This window comes from Dyella sp. 01N448, assembly GCF_056399225.1.
Map to the genome: position 1 here is coordinate 229,838 of NZ_JBFTQX010000001.1, position 22,580 is coordinate 252,417.

23 protein-coding genes are annotated in these 22,580 nt (G+C 64.3%); 10 read left to right on the forward strand and 13 right to left on the reverse strand.

Annotated elements, in window-relative coordinates:
• Window positions 1-14 precede the first annotated feature (14 nt).
• The 3 genes from edd (at window position 15) to AC1DKY_RS01000 (ending at window position 3,117) form a co-directional block, all read left to right on the forward strand.
• Complete coding sequence (gene edd / locus AC1DKY_RS00990; RefSeq protein WP_441601886.1) at window positions 15-1,832, forward strand: phosphogluconate dehydratase; 1,818 nt, start codon at window positions 15-17, stop codon at window positions 1,830-1,832.
• Window positions 1,833-1,869: 37 nt separating this feature from the next.
• A complete protein-coding gene (gene eda, locus AC1DKY_RS00995; RefSeq protein ID WP_441601887.1) occupies window positions 1,870-2,511 on the forward strand; it encodes a bifunctional 4-hydroxy-2-oxoglutarate aldolase/2-dehydro-3-deoxy-phosphogluconate aldolase in 642 nt (213 codons plus the stop codon).
• Between the two features lie 84 nt (window positions 2,512-2,595).
• A complete protein-coding gene (locus AC1DKY_RS01000; protein ID WP_441601888.1) occupies window positions 2,596-3,117 on the forward strand; it encodes a hypothetical protein in 522 nt (173 codons plus the stop codon).
• Window positions 3,118-3,165: 48 nt separating this feature from the next.
• On the opposite strand, the gene AC1DKY_RS01005 is transcribed toward AC1DKY_RS01000, so the two are convergent.
• Window positions 3,166-3,531: a hypothetical protein gene (locus tag AC1DKY_RS01005; protein WP_441601889.1), complete on the reverse strand. Its 366-nt coding sequence runs from the start codon at window positions 3,529-3,531 to the stop codon at window positions 3,166-3,168.
• A 157-nt stretch (window positions 3,532-3,688) separates the two neighbouring features.
• Between AC1DKY_RS01005 and AC1DKY_RS01010 the strand changes: the two genes are divergently transcribed.
• Window positions 3,689-4,225, forward strand: a complete 537-nt coding sequence (locus AC1DKY_RS01010; protein ID WP_441601890.1) for a DUF2501 domain-containing protein — start codon at window positions 3,689-3,691, stop codon at window positions 4,223-4,225.
• 96 nt (window positions 4,226-4,321) lie between these two features.
• Here AC1DKY_RS01010 and AC1DKY_RS01015 read toward each other — a convergent pair whose 3' ends face one another.
• The 5 genes from AC1DKY_RS01015 to cyoA are packed head-to-tail and all read right to left on the reverse strand — an operon-like array spanning window position 4,322 to window position 9,147.
• On the reverse strand, window positions 4,322-5,089 hold the full coding sequence (locus tag AC1DKY_RS01015) for an SURF1 family protein (RefSeq protein WP_441601891.1): 768 nt from the start codon (window positions 5,087-5,089) through the stop codon (window positions 4,322-4,324).
• 34 nt (window positions 5,090-5,123) lie between these two features.
• Complete coding sequence (cyoD, locus tag AC1DKY_RS01020; protein WP_477179866.1) at window positions 5,124-5,513, reverse strand: cytochrome o ubiquinol oxidase subunit IV; 390 nt, start codon at window positions 5,511-5,513, stop codon at window positions 5,124-5,126.
• The gene (gene cyoC, locus AC1DKY_RS01025; protein ID WP_441601893.1) at window positions 5,510-6,151 is read right to left on the reverse strand and encodes a cytochrome o ubiquinol oxidase subunit III; all 642 of its coding nucleotides are present in this window, start codon (window positions 6,149-6,151) and stop codon (window positions 5,510-5,512) included. The genes cyoD and cyoC overlap by 4 nt, the downstream gene beginning before the upstream one ends.
• A complete protein-coding gene (cyoB, locus tag AC1DKY_RS01030; protein ID WP_441602134.1) occupies window positions 6,144-8,117 on the reverse strand; it encodes a cytochrome o ubiquinol oxidase subunit I in 1,974 nt (657 codons plus the stop codon). The genes cyoC and cyoB overlap by 8 nt, the downstream gene beginning before the upstream one ends.
• 46 nt (window positions 8,118-8,163) lie before the next feature.
• Entirely contained in the window at window positions 8,164-9,147 is a 984-nt protein-coding gene (gene cyoA, locus AC1DKY_RS01035) for a ubiquinol oxidase subunit II (RefSeq protein ID WP_441601894.1), read from the reverse strand.
• A gap of 137 nt (window positions 9,148-9,284) precedes the next feature.
• Between cyoA and AC1DKY_RS01040 the strand changes: the two genes are divergently transcribed.
• On the forward strand, window positions 9,285-10,616 hold the full coding sequence (locus AC1DKY_RS01040) for an MFS transporter (RefSeq protein WP_441611155.1): 1,332 nt from the start codon (window positions 9,285-9,287) through the stop codon (window positions 10,614-10,616).
• 25 nt (window positions 10,617-10,641) lie between these two features.
• Here AC1DKY_RS01040 and AC1DKY_RS01045 read toward each other — a convergent pair whose 3' ends face one another.
• The 3 genes from AC1DKY_RS01045 to AC1DKY_RS01055 form a co-directional block, all read right to left on the reverse strand.
• Window positions 10,642-10,947 carry a DUF1272 domain-containing protein gene (locus AC1DKY_RS01045; protein ID WP_441601896.1) on the reverse strand — a complete coding sequence of 102 codons (306 nt, stop codon included), beginning with the start codon at window positions 10,945-10,947 and terminating at the stop codon, window positions 10,642-10,644.
• 61 nt (window positions 10,948-11,008) lie between these two features.
• Window positions 11,009-11,473 (reverse strand): GNAT family N-acetyltransferase, encoded by a 465-nt coding sequence (locus tag AC1DKY_RS01050; protein WP_441601897.1) that lies wholly within the window; start codon window positions 11,471-11,473, stop codon window positions 11,009-11,011.
• A 1-nt stretch (window position 11,474) separates the two neighbouring features.
• Entirely contained in the window at window positions 11,475-11,867 is a 393-nt protein-coding gene (locus AC1DKY_RS01055) for a rhodanese-like domain-containing protein (protein WP_441601898.1), read from the reverse strand.
• A gap of 78 nt (window positions 11,868-11,945) precedes the next feature.
• On the opposite strand from AC1DKY_RS01055, the gene ftrA reads away from it, so the two are divergent.
• The 4 genes from ftrA to AC1DKY_RS01075 all read left to right on the forward strand — a co-directional run bounded on the left by ftrA (window position 11,946) and on the right by AC1DKY_RS01075 (window position 16,621).
• On the forward strand, window positions 11,946-12,935 hold the full coding sequence (gene ftrA, locus AC1DKY_RS01060) for a transcriptional regulator FtrA (protein ID WP_441601899.1): 990 nt from the start codon (window positions 11,946-11,948) through the stop codon (window positions 12,933-12,935).
• Between the two features lie 96 nt (window positions 12,936-13,031).
• On the forward strand, window positions 13,032-13,889 hold the full coding sequence (locus AC1DKY_RS01065; protein ID WP_441602135.1) for an EamA/RhaT family transporter: 858 nt from the start codon (window positions 13,032-13,034) through the stop codon (window positions 13,887-13,889).
• Window positions 13,890-14,545: 656 nt separating this feature from the next.
• Complete coding sequence (locus tag AC1DKY_RS01070) at window positions 14,546-16,150, forward strand: S10 family peptidase (RefSeq protein WP_441601900.1); 1,605 nt, start codon at window positions 14,546-14,548, stop codon at window positions 16,148-16,150.
• A gap of 96 nt (window positions 16,151-16,246) precedes the next feature.
• The gene (locus tag AC1DKY_RS01075) at window positions 16,247-16,621 is read left to right on the forward strand and encodes a SnoaL-like domain-containing protein (protein WP_441601901.1); all 375 of its coding nucleotides are present in this window, start codon (window positions 16,247-16,249) and stop codon (window positions 16,619-16,621) included.
• 203 nt (window positions 16,622-16,824) lie between these two features.
• Here the strand turns inward: AC1DKY_RS01075 and rpoD are convergent, their stop codons facing one another.
• Window positions 16,825-18,684, reverse strand: coding sequence for an RNA polymerase sigma factor RpoD (gene rpoD / locus AC1DKY_RS01080; RefSeq protein ID WP_441601902.1), 1,860 nt, complete (start codon window positions 18,682-18,684; stop codon window positions 16,825-16,827).
• A gap of 163 nt (window positions 18,685-18,847) precedes the next feature.
• The gene (gene dtd, locus AC1DKY_RS01085) at window positions 18,848-19,288 is read right to left on the reverse strand and encodes a D-aminoacyl-tRNA deacylase (RefSeq protein WP_441601903.1); all 441 of its coding nucleotides are present in this window, start codon (window positions 19,286-19,288) and stop codon (window positions 18,848-18,850) included.
• Between the two features lie 161 nt (window positions 19,289-19,449).
• Here dtd and AC1DKY_RS01090 point away from each other — a divergent pair, with 161 nt between their 5' ends.
• Window positions 19,450-20,331: an LpxL/LpxP family acyltransferase gene (locus AC1DKY_RS01090; protein ID WP_441601904.1), complete on the forward strand. Its 882-nt coding sequence runs from the start codon at window positions 19,450-19,452 to the stop codon at window positions 20,329-20,331.
• Between the two features lie 139 nt (window positions 20,332-20,470).
• Here AC1DKY_RS01090 and AC1DKY_RS01095 read toward each other — a convergent pair whose 3' ends face one another.
• Complete coding sequence (locus AC1DKY_RS01095; RefSeq protein ID WP_441601905.1) at window positions 20,471-20,794, reverse strand: hypothetical protein; 324 nt, start codon at window positions 20,792-20,794, stop codon at window positions 20,471-20,473.
• The gene (locus tag AC1DKY_RS01100; RefSeq protein ID WP_441601906.1) at window positions 20,791-22,497 is read right to left on the reverse strand and encodes an ArnT family glycosyltransferase; all 1,707 of its coding nucleotides are present in this window, start codon (window positions 22,495-22,497) and stop codon (window positions 20,791-20,793) included. The genes AC1DKY_RS01095 and AC1DKY_RS01100 overlap by 4 nt, the downstream gene beginning before the upstream one ends.
• Window positions 22,498-22,580: the final 83 nt, after the last annotated feature.

The following is a 22,580-nucleotide window of genomic DNA, read 5'->3' on the forward strand; positions in this document are numbered from 1 at the left end:
TACCGGAGTTCGAAATGAGTGTGCTGCACCCCGTTCTTGTCGAAGTCACCGAACGCTTGCGCGAGCGCAGCCGCGAGTCGCGCGCCGAGTACCTGCGTCGCATCGATGCGGCGCGCGGCAACGGCGTGCATCGCGAGCGGCTGTCGTGCGGCAACCTGGCCCACGGTTTCGCCGCCTGCGGCACCACCGACAAGGAACGCCTGCGCGAAGGCCACACGCCCAATCTGGCCATCGTCAATTCGTATAACGACATGCTCTCGGCGCATCAGCCGTATGAGCGCTATCCGGAGCTGATCCGCAACGTGGCGCGCGAAGCGGGCATCACCGCCCAGATGGCCGGCGGCGTGCCGGCGATGTGCGATGGCATCACGCAGGGCCGCGCGGGCATGGAGATGTCGCTGTTTTCGCGCGACCTGATCGCCATGGCCACGGCCATCTCGCTCTCCCACGACATGTTCGACGGCGCGATGTACCTGGGCATCTGCGACAAGATCGTGCCCGGCCTGCTGATCGGTGCGCTGAGCTTTGGCCACCTGCCCGGCATCTTCGTGCCGAGCGGGCCGATGCCGAGCGGCATCAGCAACGAGCAGAAATCCAAGGTGCGCCAGGCCTATGCCGAGGGCAAGGCCACCAAGGCCGAGCTGCTGGAAGCCGAAGCCGCCTCGTATCACGCGGCCGGCACCTGCACCTTCTACGGCACCGCCAACTCCAACCAGATGCTGATGGAGATCATGGGCCTGCATTTGCCCGGCTCCAGCTTCGTCGCCCCGGATACGCCGCTGCGCGACGCGCTCACCCGCGAAGCCGTGCATCGCGTGGCCGAGTTGAGCGCGCCGGGTTCGTCGTATCTGCCGCTGGGTCACATCATCGACGAGCGCGCCATCATCAACGGCGTGATCGGCCTGCATGCCACCGGTGGCTCGACCAATCACCTGCTGCACCTGGTGGCCATCGCTCGTGCTGCAGGCATCGAACTGCGCTGGGATGATTTCGACGCGCTGTCCTCGGTGATCCCGCTGCTGGCGCGCGTCTATCCGAACGGCTACGCCGATGTGAACCAGTTCCACGAAGCCGGCGGCATGGCCTTCCTGATCGACCAGCTGCTGAGCCACGGCTTGATGCATGCCGACGTGCGCACGGTGTTCGGCACCGGTATGGACGGCTATACCCAGGTGCCGCATGTTGACGAGCACGGCGCGCTGGCGTGGACGCCGGTGTCCAAGGAAAGCGGCAATCGCGGCGTGCTGCGTGGCGCGGACGAGCCGTTCCGCGCCGACGGCGGCCTGCGCATGCTGACCGGCAATCTTGGTCGCGCGGTGATCAAGGTGTCTTCGGTGCCGGATGATCGCCTCGTCATCGAAGCGCCGGCCATCGTGTTCCACGACCAGGACGACGTGCGCAAGGCCTTCGAGCGCGGCGACCTCAATCGCGACTTTGTCGCCGTGGTGCGCTTCCAGGGACCGCAGGCGAACGGCATGCCGGAGCTGCACAAACTCACGCCCACGTTGTCGGTACTGCAGGATCGCGGCCATCGCCTAGCCCTGCTGACCGACGGCCGCATGTCGGGCGCCTCCGGCCGCGTGCCGGCGGCCATCCACGTGACGCCCGAAGCGCAGGACCAGGGCGCCATCGCGCGCATCCGCGACGGCGACATCGTGCGCCTTGATGCCGTGCATGGCTTGCTGGATGTGCTGGTGGATGCGGCCGAGTTCGCTGCACGCGTGCCGGCCACGGCCGACCTGTCGGCGCATCAGTTCGGCCTGGGTCGCGAACTGTTCGGCATGTTCCGCCGCAACGCCACCACGGCCGACCTCGGCGCGGGCGTGTTCTGATCCGCGGTCATCTTCTTTCTTGCATTCACGGAACGCCATGAGCATCGAAAACAAGCAAAAGCAGGTCGAATCCACGCTGCGTCTCGCGCCAGTGGTACCCGTGGTGATCATCGAAGACGCGCGTCATGCCGTGCCCATGGCCCGCGCCTTGGTGGCGGGCGGTATTCCGGCGATTGAAGTCACGCTGCGCACGCCTGCGGCGCTCGACGCGATCAAGGCGATCGCCAACGAAGTGGAAGGCGCCGTCGTCGGCGTGGGTACGGTGCTCAGCGCCAAGGATCTGCGTGCGGCGCACAAGGCCGGCGCGACCTTTGCGGTGTCGCCGGGCGTATCACCGGGTCTGCTGGACGCGGCGGACGACAGCGAGTTGCCGCTGCTGCCAGGCGCTGCCACGGCGAGCGAAGTGATGACCCTGCTCGAGCGCGGCTATCGCTTTCTGAAACTGTTCCCGGCCGTGCCGGCCGGCGGCCATAAACTGCTGGCCGCCTGGGCGAGCCCGCTGCCGCAGGTGAAGTTCTGTCCCACGGGCGGCATCAGCCTGAGCAGTGCGCCGGACTTCCTGTCCTTGCCGAACGTGGTCTGCGTGGGCGGTTCATGGCTTACACCTGCCGACAAGCTGCACGGCGGCGACTGGGCCGGCATCGAAGCACTGGCCCGCGAAGCCGCTGCCCTGCGCTGAACCATCGCGAGGCAGGAGCCGTTGGCGGCTCCTGCCCCATCATGTCAAAGTGGGCCCTTCACCGATCTCCGGGGGGGAGTCTCGATGCGCAGGGTGGTGCTGGTTGGTGCGTTGCTGTTGGCAACGCTGGGGTTGGGCCTGTCCGGCCCGGCAAGCGCAGACGATGCGTCGGTGGGTTGCCCGATTCGTCCGCTCACTATCGATATCGCCCATCTGAAGGCGACGGCCGGCGTGCAGTCGGTGGTGCTCGACCCCACCGCTACCCGCGCCACGGTGATGTATGACAACGGCGACGTGCTGCGCGTGGCCAGCACGGGATGCGTGACCTCGATGCTCTCCGCCCGCCTGTGGGTGGCCGGCGACGACGCCATGTCCGATGCCTTGTGGCTGGAACGCGCACGCTCGGTGACCGAGCTGGTGCTGGCGCCGGCGGCTTTCGCCCAGGTCAGCGCATCGCTGAAGGCTGATGCGCCGGTCAGCCACGTCGATGGCGGCATGAAGATCGACCGTGCACTCGCCGATGGGGCCGGCTACTCGCTCACCGTAGTGCGTACACCGCGCGACGGACTGGGGGCGTCCATGTCCCTGGTGTTTCGCCGCCTCTGACTGAACGGCGGCGATCCGCGGCCGGGACGTGGAGCGCCGCCCAGGTGCTTACGGCGCCGGCGCCGGCGTGTGGTCCACGCAATCTTGCACCTGCTGGAAGTACCAGGTGTCGTCTTCATCGAAGTTCGAGTAGTAGGTGGCCACGGTGTGGTCGCTTACCGGCTTGATATCCACCAAGGCGATGGTGGGACTGTTCTCGGTCTTGTGGATTTCGATGGTCGTGCCGGTATAGAGCACGTACGACTCCAGGTGCACGGGTTTGCTGGCCCAGGCGCCCGAGATACATGAGGCGATGTCCGCCGCGCTGCCCGGGCCCGCATAGGACGCCGTAGGCTTTGAATTGCGCAGGCTGCCCGAGCTGGCGCAACCGGCGAGCAGCGTGATCGTCAAGGCAAGGACTACATGTCGTTTCATCAAACGTCTTCCATCGTTGGGTTGGGGCGCATGCCCATGGTACGTGGGCCTACATCGCGGCGCGCGTTCTTGTAGGAAACGTACGATCCCTGCGTTCCGCTTACGCGGTCGTAACGGCGCGGGGTGTTGAATGCCGGCACCTGACGGAGGGATACACATGAACAAGCGCATCGGCAGCATCGGAACAGTCTGCGTGGCCATCGGCCTGAGCCTGGTTTGCAGCACGGGCGGCGCGCAGGATCTGGGCAAACTCGGCGGCATGATTCCCGGCGGCGGCTCCATGACGTCCGGCAGCATGGGCAACGTGGCCGGCCTCCTTCAATACTGCATGAAGAACAACTTCCTGGGCGGCGATTCCGGCGCCGCGGGCATCCAGAACCAGCTGATGGGCAAGCTCGGCGGCGGTTCGAGTACCCAGGCGACCAGCACCAACACCGGTTCGAACCCCAGCGACATGCTCGGCCAGCTCACTGGCAGCAAGAAGAAATCCTCCGATACCAGTACCGCCAGCACGGGCAGCGCAACGAATGACCCCGGTTACCTCAGCGGCGCCAAGGGCATCCTGCAGGGCAGCAACGGCCAGAGCATGGACTTGAACAGCGTGGGTGGGGGTTCCAGCGATCTGAAATCGCAGATAACCACCAAGGTGTGCGACACCGTGCTCAAGCAGGGCAAGTCGTTCCTGAAGATGTAGGCGGGTCCGTGTGTTGTGGGAGCGCACCCTGTGCGCGACAGGCGCTGCGCCGTCCTGCGACGCACGGCCGCCGCGCACAGGGTGCGCTCCCACACATCATCCGCGTTCACGCAGGCGCCTCTCATCCCGCGCCACAAAAATCCCCGCCCCCAGCACCATCAACGCCAGCACATACCAGGTGATCAGGTAGCTCAGGTGGTTGTTGGGGAAGGAGATCACCGTGAGCCCACCCTGCGGCCACGCGGGCTTGCCAACATCGAGCGTGCCCGGCGCAGCGTCCTGATCCACAAAATACGGCGCCACATCCTGGAGTCCGCGCGCCTCGGCGATCGCCGCCACATCGCGCGTATACCAGTTGTTGCGTGCCGGATCGTTGTGGCGGAACGGCCGCGGCGCTTCGCTGATGCGCAGCAGTCCCGTTACGCTGGCGTCGCCGTCGGGCGCTGCCGCGCAGCTGCCTTTGAGCCCGCACCAGTCCGCCGGTACAAAGCCACGATTGACCAACACCACTGAGCCGTCGGCTTGTTGCAACGGGGTGACCAGCCAGTAGCCGCTGCCCAGATCGGTGGCTGCCCACACCAGGGTCTGGCGGTCATGCAGAAACCTGCCGTGCAGTTGGACATGGCGATATTCCGACGACTGCGCATTCACCTCACCCCACTGCGCGGGCCCGGGCGCGGCCACGGGTGCGGCGTGCACGCGTGCATCCACCCGCGCGATCAGGTCGCGCTTCCAGCCCAGCCGATACACCTGCCAGGTGCCCAGGGCCACGAAGCTGGCAAACAGCAACACGCCCAAGAGGGTCAGCAAAGCCAGAGCCACGGGGCCGCGCGGTCGGCGGCCCGGTTCTTCAACAACACTCATCGGGATTCACGTATCGGATGTGAGGTGCGGATCGTCAGGGCAGGTTCGACGGATCCATCATCGAGGGCATCATATTGCTGTTGAGGTGATACATGATCCAGATCGACCCGCTCAGCGTGATAACCACCAGTACGATGGTAAACACCAGCGCCAGCAYGTTCCAGCCGCCTTCCGATTTCGCGTTCATGTGCAGGAAGTAGATCATGTGCACCACGATCTGCACGGCTGCCAGGCTAAGAATGATCACCGCCGCCGTACTCGACTTGGTGATCACATGCGCCATCACCAGCCAGAACGGAATGACGGTGAGGATCACTGCCAGCACGAAGCCCGTCATGTAGCCGCTGAAAGTGGCATGGATGCCCAGGTCGTCGTCGTGACCGTGACCGTCGTCGTGGGCGTGCAGTTCGTCATGCGCGCTCATGGCAGCACTCCCATCAGATAGACGAAGCTGAAGACGCCGACCCACACCACGTCCAGGAAGTGCCAGAACATCGACAGGCACAACAGGCGTCGTTTGTTGGCAGTGATCAAGCCCTTGCGCAGTACCTGCGTGATCAACACCACCATCCAGATCAGGCCGCAGGTCACGTGCAGGCCGTGCGTCCCCACCAGGGTGAAGAACGAGGAAAGAAACGCGCTGCGCTGCGGCCCCGCACCGATGGAGATCAGATGCGCAAACTCGCGCAGCTCCAGCGTGATGAATCCCGCGCCCAGCAAACCGGTGATGACCAGCCACACCAGCATCGGGTTCTGCCGGTTGCGCTGCATGGCCAGCACGGCAAAACCGTAGGTGATGGACGAAAGCAGCAGCAGCGTGGTGTTCACGGCGACTGCGGGCAGCTCCAGCACTTCCTGCGCAGTCGGTCCGCCCGCGTACTCGCGCCCGAGCACGCCATAGGCGGCGAACAGGCAGGCGAAGACCAGGCAGTCGCTCATCAGGTAGATCCAGAAACCCAGGAGCGTGCCGTTGGCCGGATGGACATCGGCCGACTCGTGGAACAGCAGCTGCTCCGTGCGGCCGCCGCTGCCCGGTGTCATGGAAGAGGTCATATCAGACATGGCTGGCCAATAGATCCGTGCGGGACTGTTCGATGCGGCTGACTTCGTCAGCCGGGATGTAGTACTCGCGGTCGTAATTGAACGTGTGGCCGATCGCCACCAGCAGCAGTGCCACGAACGCCACGATCGCCAGCAGCCACATGTACCAGATCATGGCGAAGCCGAACACGAAGCTCAGCGCGGCCATCATGAAGCCGGCGCCGGTGTTGTGCGGCATATGGATCGGCAGGTAGCCGCTCAGCGGACGCTGCCAGCGATACTTCTTCATCATCCACCACGCATCGTGGTCATGGATGCGTGGCGTAAAGGCGAAGTTGTACTTCGGCGGCGGCGAAGAGGTGGACCATTCCAGCGTACGTCCGCCCCATGGATCGCCGGTGACGTCGCGCAGCGCTTCGCGATGCTTGAAGCTCACGACGAACTGGATGATGTTGCAGGCAATGCCCAGCGCGATCAGGAAGGCGCCGAACGCGGCGACCAGGAACCAGATCTGCAGGGACGGATCGTCGAAGTGGCTCAGGCGGCGCGTCACGCCCATCAGGCCGAGCATATAGAGCGGCATGAAGGCGAAGTAGAAACCCGAGACCCAGAACCAGAACGAGCACTTGCCCCAGAACGGATCGAGCTTGAAGCCGAACGCCTTGGGGAACCAATACGTGATGCCGGCAAACAGGCCGAACAGCACGCCGCCGATGATCACGTTATGAAAATGCGCGATCAGGAACAGGCTGTTGTGCAGCGAGAAATCCGCCGGTGGCACCGCCAGCAGCACGCCGGTCATGCCGCCGATCACAAAGGTGACCATGAAGGCCACCGTCCACATCATCGGCAACTCGAACTCCACCCGGCCGCGATACATGGTGAACAGCCAGTTGAAGATCTTCGCGCCCGTGGGGATCGAGATGATCATGGTGGTGATGCCAAAGAACGAATTGACGCTCGCACCCGAACCCATGGTGAAGAAGTGATGCAGCCATACCAGGTACGACAACACGGTGATCACCACCGTGGCGTACACCATCGATGCATAGCCGAACAGCGGCTTGCGGCTGAAGGTGGCGGTGACTTCCGAGAAAATGCCGAAGGCCGGCAGGATCAGGATGTAGACCTCCGGATGGCCCCAGATCCAGATCAGGTTCACGTACATCATGGCGTTGCCGCCAAGCTCGGTAGTGAAGAAGTTGGTGCCCGCATAGCGGTCCAGCGCAAGCATGGCCAACACGGCGGTAAGCACGGGGAAGGCGGCGACAATCAGCACATTGGTGCACAGCGCCGTCCACGTGAATACCGGCATCTTCATCAGCGTCATGCCTGGCGCGCGCATCTTCACGATGGTCACAAGCAGGTTGATGCCCGATAACAAGGTCCCGACGCCGGCTATCTGCAGCGCCCAGATGTAGTAGTCGACACCTGCGTCAGGGCTGGACACGATATCGGACAGCGGTGGATAGGCCAGCCAGCCCGTGCGCGCGAATTCGCCGATGAACAGCGAACTCATCACCAGCATCGCGCCGGCCACCGTCATCCAGAAACTGAAGTTGTTGAGGAAGGGAAACGCCACGTCGCGCGCACCGATCTGCAGCGGCATCACGAAGTTCATCAGCCCCGTCACCATCGGCATCGCGACGAAGAAGATCATGATCACGCCGTGCGCGGTGAATACCTGATCGTAGTGTTCCGGCGGCAGGTACCCGTGCGATGCGCCGAACGACACGGCCTGCTGGCCACGCATCATGATCGCGTCCGAAAAGCCGCGCAGCAGCATCACGAAGCCGAGGATCATGTACATGATCCCGATCTTCTTGTGGTCGATGCTGGTGAACCATTCGTGCCACAGGTAGCCCCACAGCTTGTAGTACGTGATGGCGCCGAGCAGCGCGAGCGCGCCGATGGCTACCACCACGAACGTCCACATCACGATGGGCACGTGCAGCGGCAACGAATCGATCGACAGTCGTCCGAAGATCAGCTTGGCTAGGTCGGGATGGGAAAGCATCGTGGACACCACCGGATCAGTCGGAGTGGGGATGGGTTGCCATGGCGGCCATGCCGCTGGCCTGGCCGGGGGGAGACACGGCAGCGCCTTCACTGGTCTCGTGCGGGCTCAGGTCGATGCGCGTCATGCACGAGGGATTCTCCGGGTCCACGCAGTGCGTGAGGATGGCGCGGTAAAGGCCGGGCTCCACCGTGGCGTAATACTTCACCGGGTCGTACTCGCTGGGCGCCGCGAGCTTCACATAGGCATCACGATTGAGATCGCCGCCGCTGGCCTTCGCCTTCGCCACCCACTGCGCAAAGCCTTCCTCCGTCACGCCGTGGAAGACGAATTGCATGCCCGAGAAACCGTTGCCGCTGTAGTTGGCGGAGAATCCCTTGAATTCGCCCGGCGCGTTGATCACCGCCTGCAGCTGCGTTTCCATGCCGGGCATGGCGTAGATCTGGCCGGCGAGCGCGGGTATGAAGAACGAGTTCATCACCGTGGACGCCGTAATCTTGAACTGGATCGGACGATCCACCGGCGCGGCCAGTTCGTTCACGGTGGCAATGCCTTGCTCCGGGTATATGAACAGCCACTTCCAGTCGAGCGCGACCACGTTCACCTGCAAGGGCCGTACATTGGCCGGTACCGGGCGATTGGCGCTGATGCGTTCGAGCTGGCGATAGGGATCGAGCTTGTGCGTGCTCACCCAGGTGATCGCGCCAAGCGCAATGATGATGAGCAGCGGTGCGGCCCAGATCAGCAGCTCGAGAATGGTGGAGTGATCCCATTCGGGATCGTAGTGAGCCTTCTTGTTGGATGCGCGGAAATGCCAGGCGAAAAACAGCGTCAGCACGATGACCGGCACGATGATCAACAGCATCAACAATGTCGACGTGATGATCAGATCGCGCTGCTGCACGGCGAGGTCGCCGGACGGCGCCATCAATACGGTCTGGCAACCCGCAAGCAGGAAGACGACGGAGACAAGCAGTCCACGCAGCAGCTTCATAGACATGACCGACGGCGCAACCAGTGTGGAAAACGGTACGCCGTTCGGCGCGAAACAGGAACAGGCCATATTCCCAGTGACGCGAGAGGCGTGGCGGTGCCATAGTGTGGCCGCGACATATTCCTTCTTTGTGAGTAATGACTATGTCAAGCACCTTCCCTGATCACGGCGGCGCCCCGGCTACCACGGCGGAAGACATCGGGCGGCTGCATGCACGTGCCAAGGTGGCGCCAGGCGAGATCGCCATTGGCGTGATCATCGGCCGCACCTCCGAACAGTTCGACTTCTTCGTGTTCGGTATTTCTTGCGTGCTGGTGTTTCCCTCGGTGCTGTTCCCCTTCGCCAGTCACCTGGATGGCATTCTTTACGCCTTCACGGTCTTTTCACTGGCCTTCATCGCGCGACCGTTCGGCACCGCGTTGTTCATGGGTTTCCAGCGGCGCTGGAGTCGCGGCACCAAGCTCACTATCGCGTTGTTCCTGTTGGGCAGCGCGACCGCGGGCATTGCCTTCCTGCCGGGCTACAAGCAGATCGGCAACTGGGCGATTGGACTGCTGATCCTGTTCCGTCTGCTGCAAGGCATTGCGCAAGGCGGATCGTGGGATGGCCTGCCCTCGCTGCTGGCGCTCAACACGCCGCCGGAGCGACGCGGCTGGTACGCCATGCTCGGTCAGTTGAGCGCACCGATCGGCTTCATCGTGGCCAGCGCCTTGTTCCTGTTCCTGCATGCCAGCCTGGATGAGGGCGACTTCATCGACTGGGGCTGGCGCTATCCGTTCTTCGTGGCGTTCGCCATCAATGTGGTGGCGCTGTTTGCGCGCCTGCGCCTGGTGGTGACCGAGGAATACACGGTGGCCATGGAAGAGCGTGAACTTGAACCCGTGGGCATCGGTGAAATCCTGCGTACGCAGGGTTACAACATCTTCATCGGCGCGTTCGCGGCGCTGGCCAGCTACGCGCTGTTCCACCTGGTGACGATCTTCCCGTTGTCATGGATCGTGCTCAAAAACTCGCAGGCGGTGGATTCCGTGCTGTTGATCCAGATTTTCGGCGGTGTGGCGGGCATCTTCGGCATCGTGATGTCGGGCTACGTGGCCGATCACATCGGCCGGCGCACCACGCTTGGTGTGGCGGCGGGCCTTATCGGTCTGTTCGCCTTGGCCACGCCGTGGATGCTGGACGGCGGCAAGGAATTGCAGGACGCCTTCATCATCGTGGGCTTCCTCCTGCTTGGCTTCTCGTATGGGCAGGCGGCCGGCAGCGTGACGTCGAATTTCGAGGTGCGTCTGCGCTATGCGGGCGCCGCGCTGACCACCGACGTGGCATGGTTGATCGGTGCGGCCTTTGCACCGCTGGTGGCGCTGGGTTTGTCGATGCGCTTCGGCCTGGCGGCGGTCAGTGCCTATCTGCTCTCGGGTGTGGTGTGCACCTTGCTGGCGCTGCGCGTGAATCGCGCGCTGGCTGCACGCGAATAGGCGTCGCTGGCCGGAACCGGATCTATCAGCGTTGCGCGGGTGCGCGGTGGTTCACTTGGGCCACCAGCACGGCATGCCTGGCCAGGTCCACGGGCTTATGCGTCACCTGCGTTGTTGCGGGGTAGCGTGACAGCGAATTGCCGTTCTTCCAGTCCCGCGCGGGGCGCACCGGCCGCGGCGTGAATCCACCGCCGCAGTTCGGACAGACATTCTGCAACAGCTCGACACAGTCGCTGCAGTAGGTGCATTCGAACGAGCAGATCATGGCCTCCGTCGATGCCGGTGGCAGCGCTTTGTTGCAATGCTCGCAGGTCGGTCGTAGATCCAGCATGGGAACTCCACTTCGCAATATTGCCGATGATGCCAGAGTAGCTTGCGGCAGCTCCGCGACGTCATGCGCCGTCCAGCGGCAACACGTAGCGCAGCTTGGCATGTTCGTTGGCGCCCAGCCTTCGGTAAAAACGCGCTGCTCCATCGTTCCAGGCGGGCGTCTGCCATTGCACGGATGCGCATCGCTGCGCTGATGCGTGGGCGATCACGTGCTCCCATAGCTGGCGTCCGATCGCATGGTTGCGCCATGGCGCGCGCACATAGAGGCAATCCATGTACAGATAACTGACACGATCAAGCGTGGAGAAATCGACCGTCGCACTGGCATAACCCACCACGGCGTCGCCGATGCAAGCGAGCCACGCCATCAGCCGAGGCGTATCGCCATCGAGGGCGTCGGCAAGCGCTGCGGCGCGCTCGCCGGGAACATGTGGCAGCCGTTCGAAATCCGCGTGCTCGGCGCAGATCGCCATGAGCTCGGGCACATCCGGAGCATGCGCCCGGCGAATTCTGACGTCGTGCTGCATCTCAACGCTCGAGGCCGAAGCCTTCATCGATCCACCCGGTGAGCCCGCCGATCATCTCCTTCACCGGACGGCCAAGTTGCGCGAGCTTCACCGCCGCCTTGTTGGCGCCGTTGCAGTGCGGGCCGGCGCAGTACACGACGAACAGCGTGTCGGGCGAGTATTCCGCCAGGCGCTGCTCGCTGATCATGCGGGTGGGCAGGTTGAGCGCACCCGGCACGTGACCGGCGGCGTAGAGCGTTGGCGTGCGCACGTCCAGCAGCACGAAATCCTTCGCTTCATGGTGGGTCGCGTAATAGACGTCGGCACAATCGGTCTCGAAGCCGAGCCGGGCCTGGAAATGCGCCAGCGCTTCATCGCTGGCGGCGGGGGAGACACGTTGCACCACGCTGCTCATGGAATCACTCCAGTGGAAAGACAGCGTCAGTATCGGCACTGGCGCGCTACGCCGACATTGGCAAGAATGCCAGTCACCATGAAGAAACCGCCAAAACGATCCGGACGCCTGTCCGGTCCGCCCAACCGGCAGGTGGCGGCCCTGGTCTACGACGGGCTGTGCACCTTCGAGTTCGGCATCGCCGTGGAGATGTTCGGCCTGCCGCGCCCCGAACTGGCCGACTGGTACGACTTTCGGCTGTGCGCGGTGGACCGCGGCCCGATGCGCGCGGCCGGCGGCTTGCGCGTGCTGGCCGATGGTGGCCTCGAGGCGCTCGCTGGCGCCGGCACCATCATCGTGCCGGGTTGGCGAGGCATCGACGCGGCGCCACCCGAGCCGCTGCTTGAGGCTCTGCGTGCGGCGCATGCGCGCGGCGCGCGCTTGCTGTCGTATTGCTCGGGCGTGTTCGTGCTTGCCGCCACGGGACTGCTCGATGATCGTCGCGCGACCACGCATTGGCGCTATGCCGAGGCCCTGGCCGAGCGCTATCCGCGCATCCGCATCGAGCCGGATGTGCTCTATGTCGACGAGGGTCAGCTGCTCACCTCGGCAGGCAGCGCGGCGGCGCTGGATCTTTCGCTGCACCTGATTCGCCGGGACTATGGCGCGGAAGTGGCCAATAGCGTCGCGCGTCGTGCGGTGGTGCCGGCGCATCGCGATGGCGGGCAGGCACAGTTCATCCAGTCGCCCATGCCGGCGCAGGGCGCGGGACTGGGCAAACTGCTGGAGTGGATGCGTCGCCACCTCGACCAGCCACAGCCTGTGGCAGTGTTGGCCGAGCGCGCCCGCATGAGCGAGCGCACGCTCTTGCGGCGCTTCGAGGAAGCCACCGGATGCTCGCCCAAGCAGTGGTTGACGCATGAGCGCCTCGGGCGCGCGCGTGAGCTGCTGGAGGGCAGCGAGATGGGCGTGGACCGCGTGGCCGAGGTGTGCGGATTCGGCAGTGCGGATACCCTACGTCACCATTTCCGACAGCACCTGCAGCTGAGCCCGGCACGCTACCGCGAGCGATTCGCCCTGCAACGGTGAGCGTCGCCGGTGCGGCTGGCGCACCGCAGGAAAGTTGACATCTACACCGGGTATATCGGCGGAGCGGAACCGCCGTGTCGCCCACAAGGAATCTTCATGGTTTACGTGTTGCTGAGCGTGGTCTGCAGCGTACTGGTGTCGGTCTTGCTGAAGCTCTCCCGCCGACTGTCCGTGGATGTCGGACAGGCGATCGCCTGGAACTACGTCGCCACCAGTGCGCTCACGATGTTGGTGTTTCGCCCTTCGTTAACCGTGTTGTCCAGCGCGCAGGCGCCCTGGCTGGGCTTTGTCGGGTTGGGCCTGCTGTTGCCGTTGATCTTTCTGGCGCTTGCCGCCTCGGTGAGCAGCGCCGGCATCGTGCGCACGGACGCAGCGCAGCGCCTGTCGCTGCTGATTTCCCTGCTGGCGGCGTTCCTGCTGTTCGGCGAAACGCTGAGTATGGGCAAAGGTTTTGGCATCGCGATAGGTTTGGTCGCGCTTGCGTGCATGGTGTGGCGCGGATCGGCTGCCACTCACGGCGAGGGTGAACGTAGCTGGCTTTGGCCGCTGGTGGTGTTCGCGGGTTTTGGCGCGATCGATATTCTGTTCAAGCGTGTGGCGGCTGCGGGTACGCCGTTTGCAGCTTCATTGCAGGCGATGTTCGCTCTGGCGCTGGTGGTGTCGCTGGCGATCCTGTTGTGGCGTCGCTGGCATGACCGCACGTTTTTCACGTTGCGCGATGCGGTGGCGGGGTTGCTGTTGGGGTTGGCCAACTTTGGCAATATCGTGTTTTACGTGCGGGGGCATCAGGCGTTGCCGGATCATCCGTCGCTGGTGTTTGCCAGTATGAATCTGGGGGTGGTGGCGTTGGGGGCGGTGGTTGGCACGGTGGCATTCCGTGAGCGCTTGAGTTGGGTTAATGCGGGGGGTGTGGTGTTGGCGTTGGGGGCGATTGGAGTGATCGCCTGGGGGTGAAGTCGTCATTCCGGCGTAGGCCGGAGGCGCTCTTCAACAGCCGAATGGCTAGTCATCCAGTAGCGGTGCGCCACTATTGTCGCGCTGCCGCCAGCGTGCCGCCTACGCGGCGGGCGTTTCGATCGCCTGCCGGCGCTCGAGTCACTTTTCTTTTGCTGGCCCAAAAGAAAAGTAACCCAAAGAAAATGGCCTGATAACGCCCGCAGCATCGTGCTGGGATAAGCCCGAACGCTCGAGGCGCGTCGTTGCGGGACAACCTCCGAGGGTACACAGCGGGTACCTCAATGCGCTGCGCAACGCGCCCGAATCGCTGAGGACTTAGAGCGGGGCCTCGCTGCGCGTCGGCTTTAGACATCCCTACTTACGTCTGCCGCAGCTGCTTGTCTGTGGGAGCGCACCCTGTGCGCGACAAACCTACGGAGCGGTGCACCACACTTCTCCCTCTCCCCTCCGGGGAGAGGGTTGGGGCGAGGGGGCCATCTAGCCTCGCGCTTTCATCAGGCCCGATTGAAAGCTTGGGAAACATCGCGAGATCTCGCGATTATGCAGCCGTCGCAGAGTTCCCCCGCCAATGACTTCTGGCGTATGAAACCACCCAGCCACGGCACCTAAGCTGGAGCGTCGCGCTACCGCGTCCGTTCAGAGGTTTCACTTTCATGCGCAAGCTTCCCCTCGTCGTGGCGCTGGCCACGCTGTTGCTCGGTACGGCGGTTCATGCCGATGACAAGAAAGACAACAAGGACAAGCCGGAGGACAAGCCCGATGCCGTGCTGCTCAAACCGCAGACGTCGGAGACCTCGGGCACGGTGAAGGTCGAGGGCAAGAGCATTGACTACAAGGCGGTGGCGGGCACGTTGGTGTTGCATGGCAGCGGCGACAAGGAGAGCGAGCCGCAGATCAGCATGTTCTACGCCGCGTACTTCAAGAAAGGCGCGGAGCCGGGCAAGCGGCCGATCACCTTTGTCTACAACGGCGGCCCGGGTTCGGCCACGGTGTGGCTGCACATGGGCGCGTTCGGGCCCAAGCGCGTGGTGACCAGCGATGATGCGCATACACCGGCTGCGCCGTACGGCCTGGTGAACAACGATTACAGCTTGCTCGATGCCTCCGATCTGGTCTTCATCGATGCGCCCGGCGCAGGCTTCAGTCGCCTGATCGCCGACGACGCCGACAAGGGCAAGCGCGAAGAGTTGATGAAGGACCGCAAGAAGACGGTCTACAGCGTCGATGGCGACGGCCATGCCTTCGCGCAGTTCATCACCCAGTTCCTGTCCAAGTACAACCGCTGGAACTCGCCCAAGTACTTGTTCGGCGAAAGCTACGGCACCACGCGCTCGGCGGTGGTGGCCAATATTCTGGAAAATGAAAACAGCGTCGACCTCAACGGCGTGATCCTGCTGTCGCAGATCCTCAGTTTCGACAGCAGCATCGATGGTCCGGCCAACAACCCGGGCGTGGATCTGCCGTACGTGGTTGGCCTGCCGACCTTCGCGGCCACGGCGTACTACCACCACAAGCTGCCGCAGCAGCCCGCCGCGCTGGAGCCCTTCCTGCGCGAAGTGGAGCAGTACGCCATGACCGACTACGCCTCAGCCCTGATGGCCGGCTCGCGTCTGGACCAGGGCCGCAAGCAGGCCGTGGCGCAGAAGCTGCATCAGTACACCGGCCTGCCGGTTGCCTACCTGATGAAGGCCAACCTGCGTGTCGACGGCGGCATGTTCGAGCATGAGCTGCAGGCCGATGGCGACATCACCACCGGCCGCCTGGACAGCCGCTTCTCGGGTCCCTCGATCGACCCGCTGAGCAAGTCGTCCGACTACGATCCGCAGTCCTCGGCGATCAGCTCGGCCTATGTGGCGGCGTTCAACGACTACGTGCGGCGCCAGCTCAAGTTTGGCGAAAACCAGACCTATCGCTTGTTCGCCAACATCGACAACTGGGACTTCTCGCACAAGGCGCCGGGCTCGACCGAATCGCTGCAGCAGTCGACCAACGTGATGCCTGATCTGGCCACGGCGATGAAGACCAATCCGAACCTGCGCGTTTCGCTCAACGGCGGCTACTACGATCTGGCCACGCCTTATTTCGCGGCCGACTACGAGATGCATCACATGCCGATACCGGCGAACCTGGAGAAGAACATCTCCTATGCGTGGTATCCGTCGGGGCACATGGTCTACGCCCACGAGGATTCGCTCAAACAGCTGCACGACAACGTGGCGCGCTTCATCGGCGACACCGACAACGTCGGCAAGCATTGATGTGTGCGTGAAGGTGCGCCATGAACGGCGCACCTTCACATCCGGCTACCGCGGGCGGCGTTACGCTCGCGGGCCTCGCCAGCCGGAGGTTCCACGATGAGTACCGAATCCGTAGCAAAGCGCCTGGTGGCCATGTGCCGCCACGGCCAGTTCGAGGAAGCGCAGCACGAGCTTTATGCCAAGGACGCCGTGAGCATCGAGCCGGAGGGCATGGCGCAGGGCCCGCTCGGCAACGTCAAAGGCCTGGACGCCATCCTCGAGAAGGGCAAGCGCTTCCAGGCGGGTGTCACCGAGATGCACGGCGTACAAGTCAGCGAGCCGCTGATCGCCGGCAACTGGTTCAGCGTCGTGATGACGCTGGATGTGACCATGAAGGAATACGGCCGCGTCAACATGCAGGAGATCTGCGTCTATCACGTGAAGGACGACAAGATCGTGCAGGAGCAGTTTTTTTACGATGCGGGTGGGTGAAGTCGACCGTGCCCCCTGTGGGAGCGCACCCTGTGCGCGACGCGGTCTATCGGCTTACCGTGCAATGGGATCTTGCGGCGAGGCCATGCCGGCTTCGCCGGCTGTCGCGCACAGGGTGCGCTCCCACAGGTCATCGGGTCGCGTGAGGCCCCAACAAAAAGCCCCGCTTTCGCGGGGCTCTCTGCAAATGCACCAGCGTGTGCTTAGTCGATGTCGAGGAACGAGCGCAGCTGTTCCGAGCGGCTCGGGTGACGCAGCTTGCGCAGTGCCTTGGCCTCGATCTGGCGGATGCGTTCACGCGTGACGTCGAACTGCTTGCCGACTTCTTCCAGCGTGTGATCCGTGTTCATGTCGATGCCGAAGCGCATGCGCAGTACCTTGGCTTCGCGCGGCGTAAGGCCGGCGAGCACGTCGCGCACGGTTTCCATCAGGCCCGTTTCGGTGGCTGACTCGATCGGCGAGGACGCGTTGGTGTCCTCGATGAAATCGCCAAGATGGGAATCCTCGTCGTCGCCGATCGGGGTTTCCATCGAGATCGGTTCCTTCGCGATCTTCAGCACCTTGCGGATCTTGTCCTCAGGCATGTCCATTTCCTTGGCCAGCTCTTCGGGCGTCGGCTCGCGGCCGAACTGCTGCAGCATCTGGCGGGAAATGCGGTTCAACTTGTTGATCGTCTCGATCATGTGCACCGGGATACGGATGGTGCGGGCCTGGTCGGCGATCGAGCGGGTGATGGCCTGGCGGATCCACCACGTGGCGTACGTGGAGAACTTGTAGCCGCGGCGGTATTCGAACTTGTCCACCGCCTTCATCAGGCCGATGTTGCCTTCCTGGATCAGGTCCAGGAACTGCAGGCCGCGGTTGGTGTACTTCTTGGCGATGGAGATGACCAGGCGCAGGTTGGCCTCGACCATTTCCTTCTTGGCGCGGCGTGCCTTGGCCTCGCCGATCGACATCGTGCGGTTGATTTCCTTGATGTCGGTCAGCGGCAGGAACAGCTTGTGCTCGATCGCGCCGAGCTTTTCCTGCTCGCCGTCGATCGCTTCCTTGTAGGTCTTGATGTTCGGCGACCACTTCTGGCGCTTGCGGCCCAGCTCGTTCGCCCACTCGAGGTTGCCCTCGTTGCTGGGGAACGTCTTGAGGAACTCGGCCTTGGGCATCTTCACGTGCTTGACGAAGATCTCCATCAGCACGCGCTCGTGGTGACGGATATCGTTCACCACTTCGCGCAGCTTGCGCACGAAGCTGTCGATCAGCGCGGACGGCAGCTTGAGCTTGAGGAATTCCTCAGCCATCTGGTCGCGCAGCTTGGTGACCTTCTTGTCGTTGATGTCGGTGGCCTTGGGGGCCGCCTTCTGGAACTTGCCGTAGTAGTCGCGCAGCAACTCCATGCGGCGCTTGACCTCTTCCGGGTCCGGACCAGTCGGGCCGGCTTCTTCTTCTTCGGCCGCGCCTTCTTCTTCTTCGTCTTCGGCGTCCGCGTCGGCTTCTTCAACCTCGGCGTCGGCGGCAGCAGCCTGGGCCGCGTCGGCGGCTTCTTCAAGGTCGGCGAAGCCGGCCAGGATTTCGCTCAGGCGGCGCTTGCCGTCCAGATGCTGGTCGTATTCCTCGAGCAGCAGCTCGATGGTCAGCGGGAAGCTGGCAAGCGCGGTCTGCACCTGGCCCAGGCCTTCCTCGATGCGCTTGGCGATGGCGATTTCGCCCTCGCGGGTCAGCAGCTCGACCGTACCCATCTCGCGCATGTACATGCGCACCGGGTCGGTGGTGCGGCCCACTTCGGAATCGACCGCCGACAGCAACGCGACCGCTTCTTCGGCGGCAGCTTCGTCGTCGGTGGACGCGCCGGGCGCGTTGTCCGAGAGCGGATCGGAATCGGGAGCGGCATCGTGCACTTCAATGCCGACGCCCTTGAGCACCGCCATGATGTCTTCGATCTGCTCCGGATCGACAATGTCGTCGGGCAGGTGGTCGTTGATCTCGGCGTAGGTCAGGTAGCCCTGCTCCAGACCCTTGGAGATGAGCGCCTTGATTTCAGACTGTTGCTCGGGAGCTTTGCTATTCATACCTACCGCCGCGTATGCAGGAACCGATCAGTATACCCATGTGATGCTTTTTTGACCAGTTTTCAAGGAAGAAAATCGGTAGCGCCGACACGCAAAAATCGCGCCAAATCGGCATCTTCCGAGGATTTTTTCGTCTTTGGTCGAGATCGCCGGGGTGCAGGCGTCATGGGGTCTCCAGCCAGAAGGTGACTGGGCCGTCGTTGACCAGATGTACCTTCATATGGGCGCCGAACTGCCCGATTTCCACCCTGGGGTGCGTTCCGCGGGCCAGTTCCACCAGCCGGTCGAACCAGCGGCGGCCCTCCTCGGGCGTCGCCGCGCTGGTGAAGCTGGGGCGCATGCCCGAACGGGTGTCGGCGGCCAGGGTGAACTGGCTGACCAGCAGCAGCTCGCCGCCGGTGTCGGCCAGGGAGCGGTTCATGCGGCCCTGCTCGTCGGCAAATACGCGGTAACCCAGCAGGCGTTCGAGCATGCGCCTGGTGCGCGGTTCGTCGTCGCCGGGCTGCACGGCGACCAGCGCAAGCAGGCCGGGGCCAATGGCTCCGACGGTGGTGTTTTCGACATCGACACGGGCTGACAGGACACGCTGGATCAGGGCGATCATCGAAAGTGGTAACGGCCGGAGACGGCGGAAGCTTAGGGCCTGACTATCGCCGACGCATAGCCTGCGAAAGTTGTAGAGCATGCCCTGGGGCGAAGAACGTAACCGGGCCGCATGTCGTTGACCCGTGAACCGGCGACGCGGGCGGTTACACTGCGTCGCTCATGCGATTCGACATCACCCTCCTCTATCTCCTCCTGCGCCTGTTTGGACGGCTGCCGCTGCGCACGCTGCATGCCCTGGGCGCCGCCATCGGCCGCCTCTCGCTGGCCCTGCACACGCGCACCGCGCACAACACCTCGGTGAACTTGCAGCTGACCCGGCCCGGCCTGGACAAGCGCGCGCATGCCGCCTTGCTGCGCGAAGTGATGGAGGACGCCGGCCGCTCCGCCACCGAGATCACCTGGATCTGGGGCAACGATGCCGAGCGTGCGCTCGACCTGGTGCGCGAGGTCCGTGGCGAGGCGCTGTTCGATGCCGCGCTGGCGTCGGGCAAGGGCGTGATCATCGCGGCGCCGCACCTGGGTTGCTGGGAGTTGCTCAACTATTGGCTGTGCCGCAAGACGCCGATGGCGATCCTGTATCGCCCGCCGCGCATTGCCGCGATCGAAGGCCTGCTGCGCAAGGTGCGCGGCGCGCTGGCGCCGGAGCAGGTGCGTGCCGAAGGCGCCGGCGTGCGCACCTTGTACAAGCGACTGGCTGCCGGTGGCACGGTGGGCATCCTGCCGGACCAGAAGCCGCGTGCCGGCGAAGGCGAAGTGGCGCCGTTCTTCGGCCAGGATGCGCTGACCATGGTGTTGTTGCCGCGGCTGGCCGCGCGCACCGGTGCGACCGTGCTGTTCGCCTTTGCCGAGCGCTTGCCCAAGGGCGAAGGTTTTCGCATCCATCTGCTGCCGGCGCCGGAAGGTCTGGCCGATGCGGACCTCGCGATCGGTTGCCGGGCGCTAAATCAAGGCGTGGAACAGTGCGCGGAGCTGGCCTTCTCGCAGTACCAGTGGCAGTACAAGCGTTTCTCGGCGGACACCTGGAAAAGCCCGTACGACTGAATCACTTGCGCGGCATCCCACCTGTGGGAGCGCACCCTGTGCGCGACATGGGCGCCTGGTCGTTACCGCTCCGCAGGCTTGTCGCGCACAGGGTGCGCTCCCACAAATATCTCGCCGCACGGCAGATGCGGGCGGTTGCTCAGCCCTGCTTTTCCAGCCGCCGCAAAAACACTGTCATTTCCTTCTCGGCCTGCTTGTCGCCGCGCGCCAGGGCGACGCTGATGCCCTGGCGCCACGCGTCGGCGGCGCCGGCTTGGTCATCCATGGCCAGACACGCCTTGCCCAGCAGTTTCCACGCGGCGGAATAGCGGGCGTCAAAGGCCAAGGCCTGGCGAAATTCCGGAATCGCCCCCGCGGCATCGCCCGCCGCAAGCAGCGCATTTCCCAGCGAAAAGCGCAGCAAGGCGCCATCGCGCGGACCGCCGCACTGCGCGCGCAGGTTGGCGATCAGAGCGTCGTTCATTGCAGGGCGCGGGAGCGCCACGGGTCGACCTGGTAGACCCGGGTCGGGTGCGGTGGCTCAGGCGGCACGCGGCCGGCGCGTAGTTCGGCCAGCGATTTGGCCGGCCAGATCACCACCCAGCCGGAGCGGAACGGCTGCACCAGCAGCGCATAGCGCAGCGCATCGTTGGTGAGCTTGTCCGGATGCTCCACGATCAGCCCATCGGGGTGTTCCTGCGCGAACGTCTGCAGGGACTTGCCTTCGTACAGGCGCTCGATGCTGTGGGTCAGGCGGCCGGCGAAATGGAACTGGCCTTCGTAATTGCCCAGCAAGCCCAGGGCCTGGTTCTGCGCATCGGCCGCGCCGAGCAACTGGGCCGACGGCCGCAGGTCGAAGTTCTGCCACATGGTGAGGGTGAACAGCGTATTGAGCGCCAGCGTGCCGACCAGGCCGGCAAACGCCAGGCGCCGCAGCTCGCCGCGACCGCGCAACAACAGCAGCACGCCCAGCAGCACAAACACCACGCTGAAGAAGCGGCTGTAGCGCTGGGTCGTGTCGAACCATTCGCCATGCAGGTCGTTGTGCGAGACCAGCACCGGCAACACGAACAGGAAGATGCCGAACAGGATGCCGCCCACGCCCAGCGGCCAGGTACCCAGCCAGGGGTTGTCGGCCAGCTTCGGACGCTGATCGCGCAGGGCCGCGATGGCGCCGGCCACGAGCAGGGCCGCGCCAGCGAATTCCGGCAGCGGGTAATACAGCTGCTTGCCGCTGATGAAGGAGAACACCACGATCACCGGCACCAGCCAGCACAGCGCAAAACGCAGGCCGCTATCGAGCGGGCGGCGCAGCGTGGCGAGCGCCACCCAGGCGCGCGGCCATCCGCTGAACGGGAACAGCAGCGCCGGGATCATCGGCACGTACCACCAGAACGGGCGTGCGTGATCGAACGCGTTCACCACGCGGCCGGCGGTCTGGGTGAAGAACAGGCGTTGGCGGTAAGCCTCACCGCCCGCGAAGCCGGCAGGCAGCGCCCAGGCCAATAGCATCGCACCGCCCAGCAGCAGCGCCAGCACGCCGCGGCCGTACCAGCGCATGCGGTTGTCGCGAGCCCAGTCGCTCCACAGCGGGCCGAGCAGGAAGGGGAAGGCCACGTGCAGAAACATCACCGGGCCCTTGGTGAGCAGGCCCGCACCCACGCACAGGCCAAACAGCAGCCAGCGCGGCTCCGCGCGGTCCCGCTTGGGCGTCAGGCAAAGCAGCGCAGCCAGCACCCAGACCGCCAGCAGCACCTCGTACATGATCTGCAGGCCGAACAGGAACGCATAACCGAGCGCCAGCAGGATCCACGGCGCGCCCTTGGCCACCCACGGGCGGTTCGGAAACAGGCGCTGCGCCAGCACCGACACCAGCACCAGCTGGGTGCCGCCAAAGATCACCTCAAGCACGCGCGGCCAGATGTCGTTGACGCCGGTCACCAGCCAGCCGGCGTGGATCATCCAGAACAGCAGCGGCACCTTCTCGCTGTAGGGCGAGCCATTGATGTGCGGCACCAGCCAGTCGTGGTGAATCCACATCTCCCAGGCCACCGCGAGCGTGCGGGTGGAATACAGCGGCATCGGGCCGTGCGAGAAGATCGCCAACAACGCGGCCAGGGTCCACAGCGGCAGCCATGGCCAGAGGGAGCGCAGGTGTTCTGAGCGGCTATAGCTGCTGGATGCCACGGGCAGTCTTCTTTATGGGATTGAAACAATTCTAGCCCGAGCTGCCCCTGCTCCACGCTGACCCGGCCGCCGCGCGGCCGGGG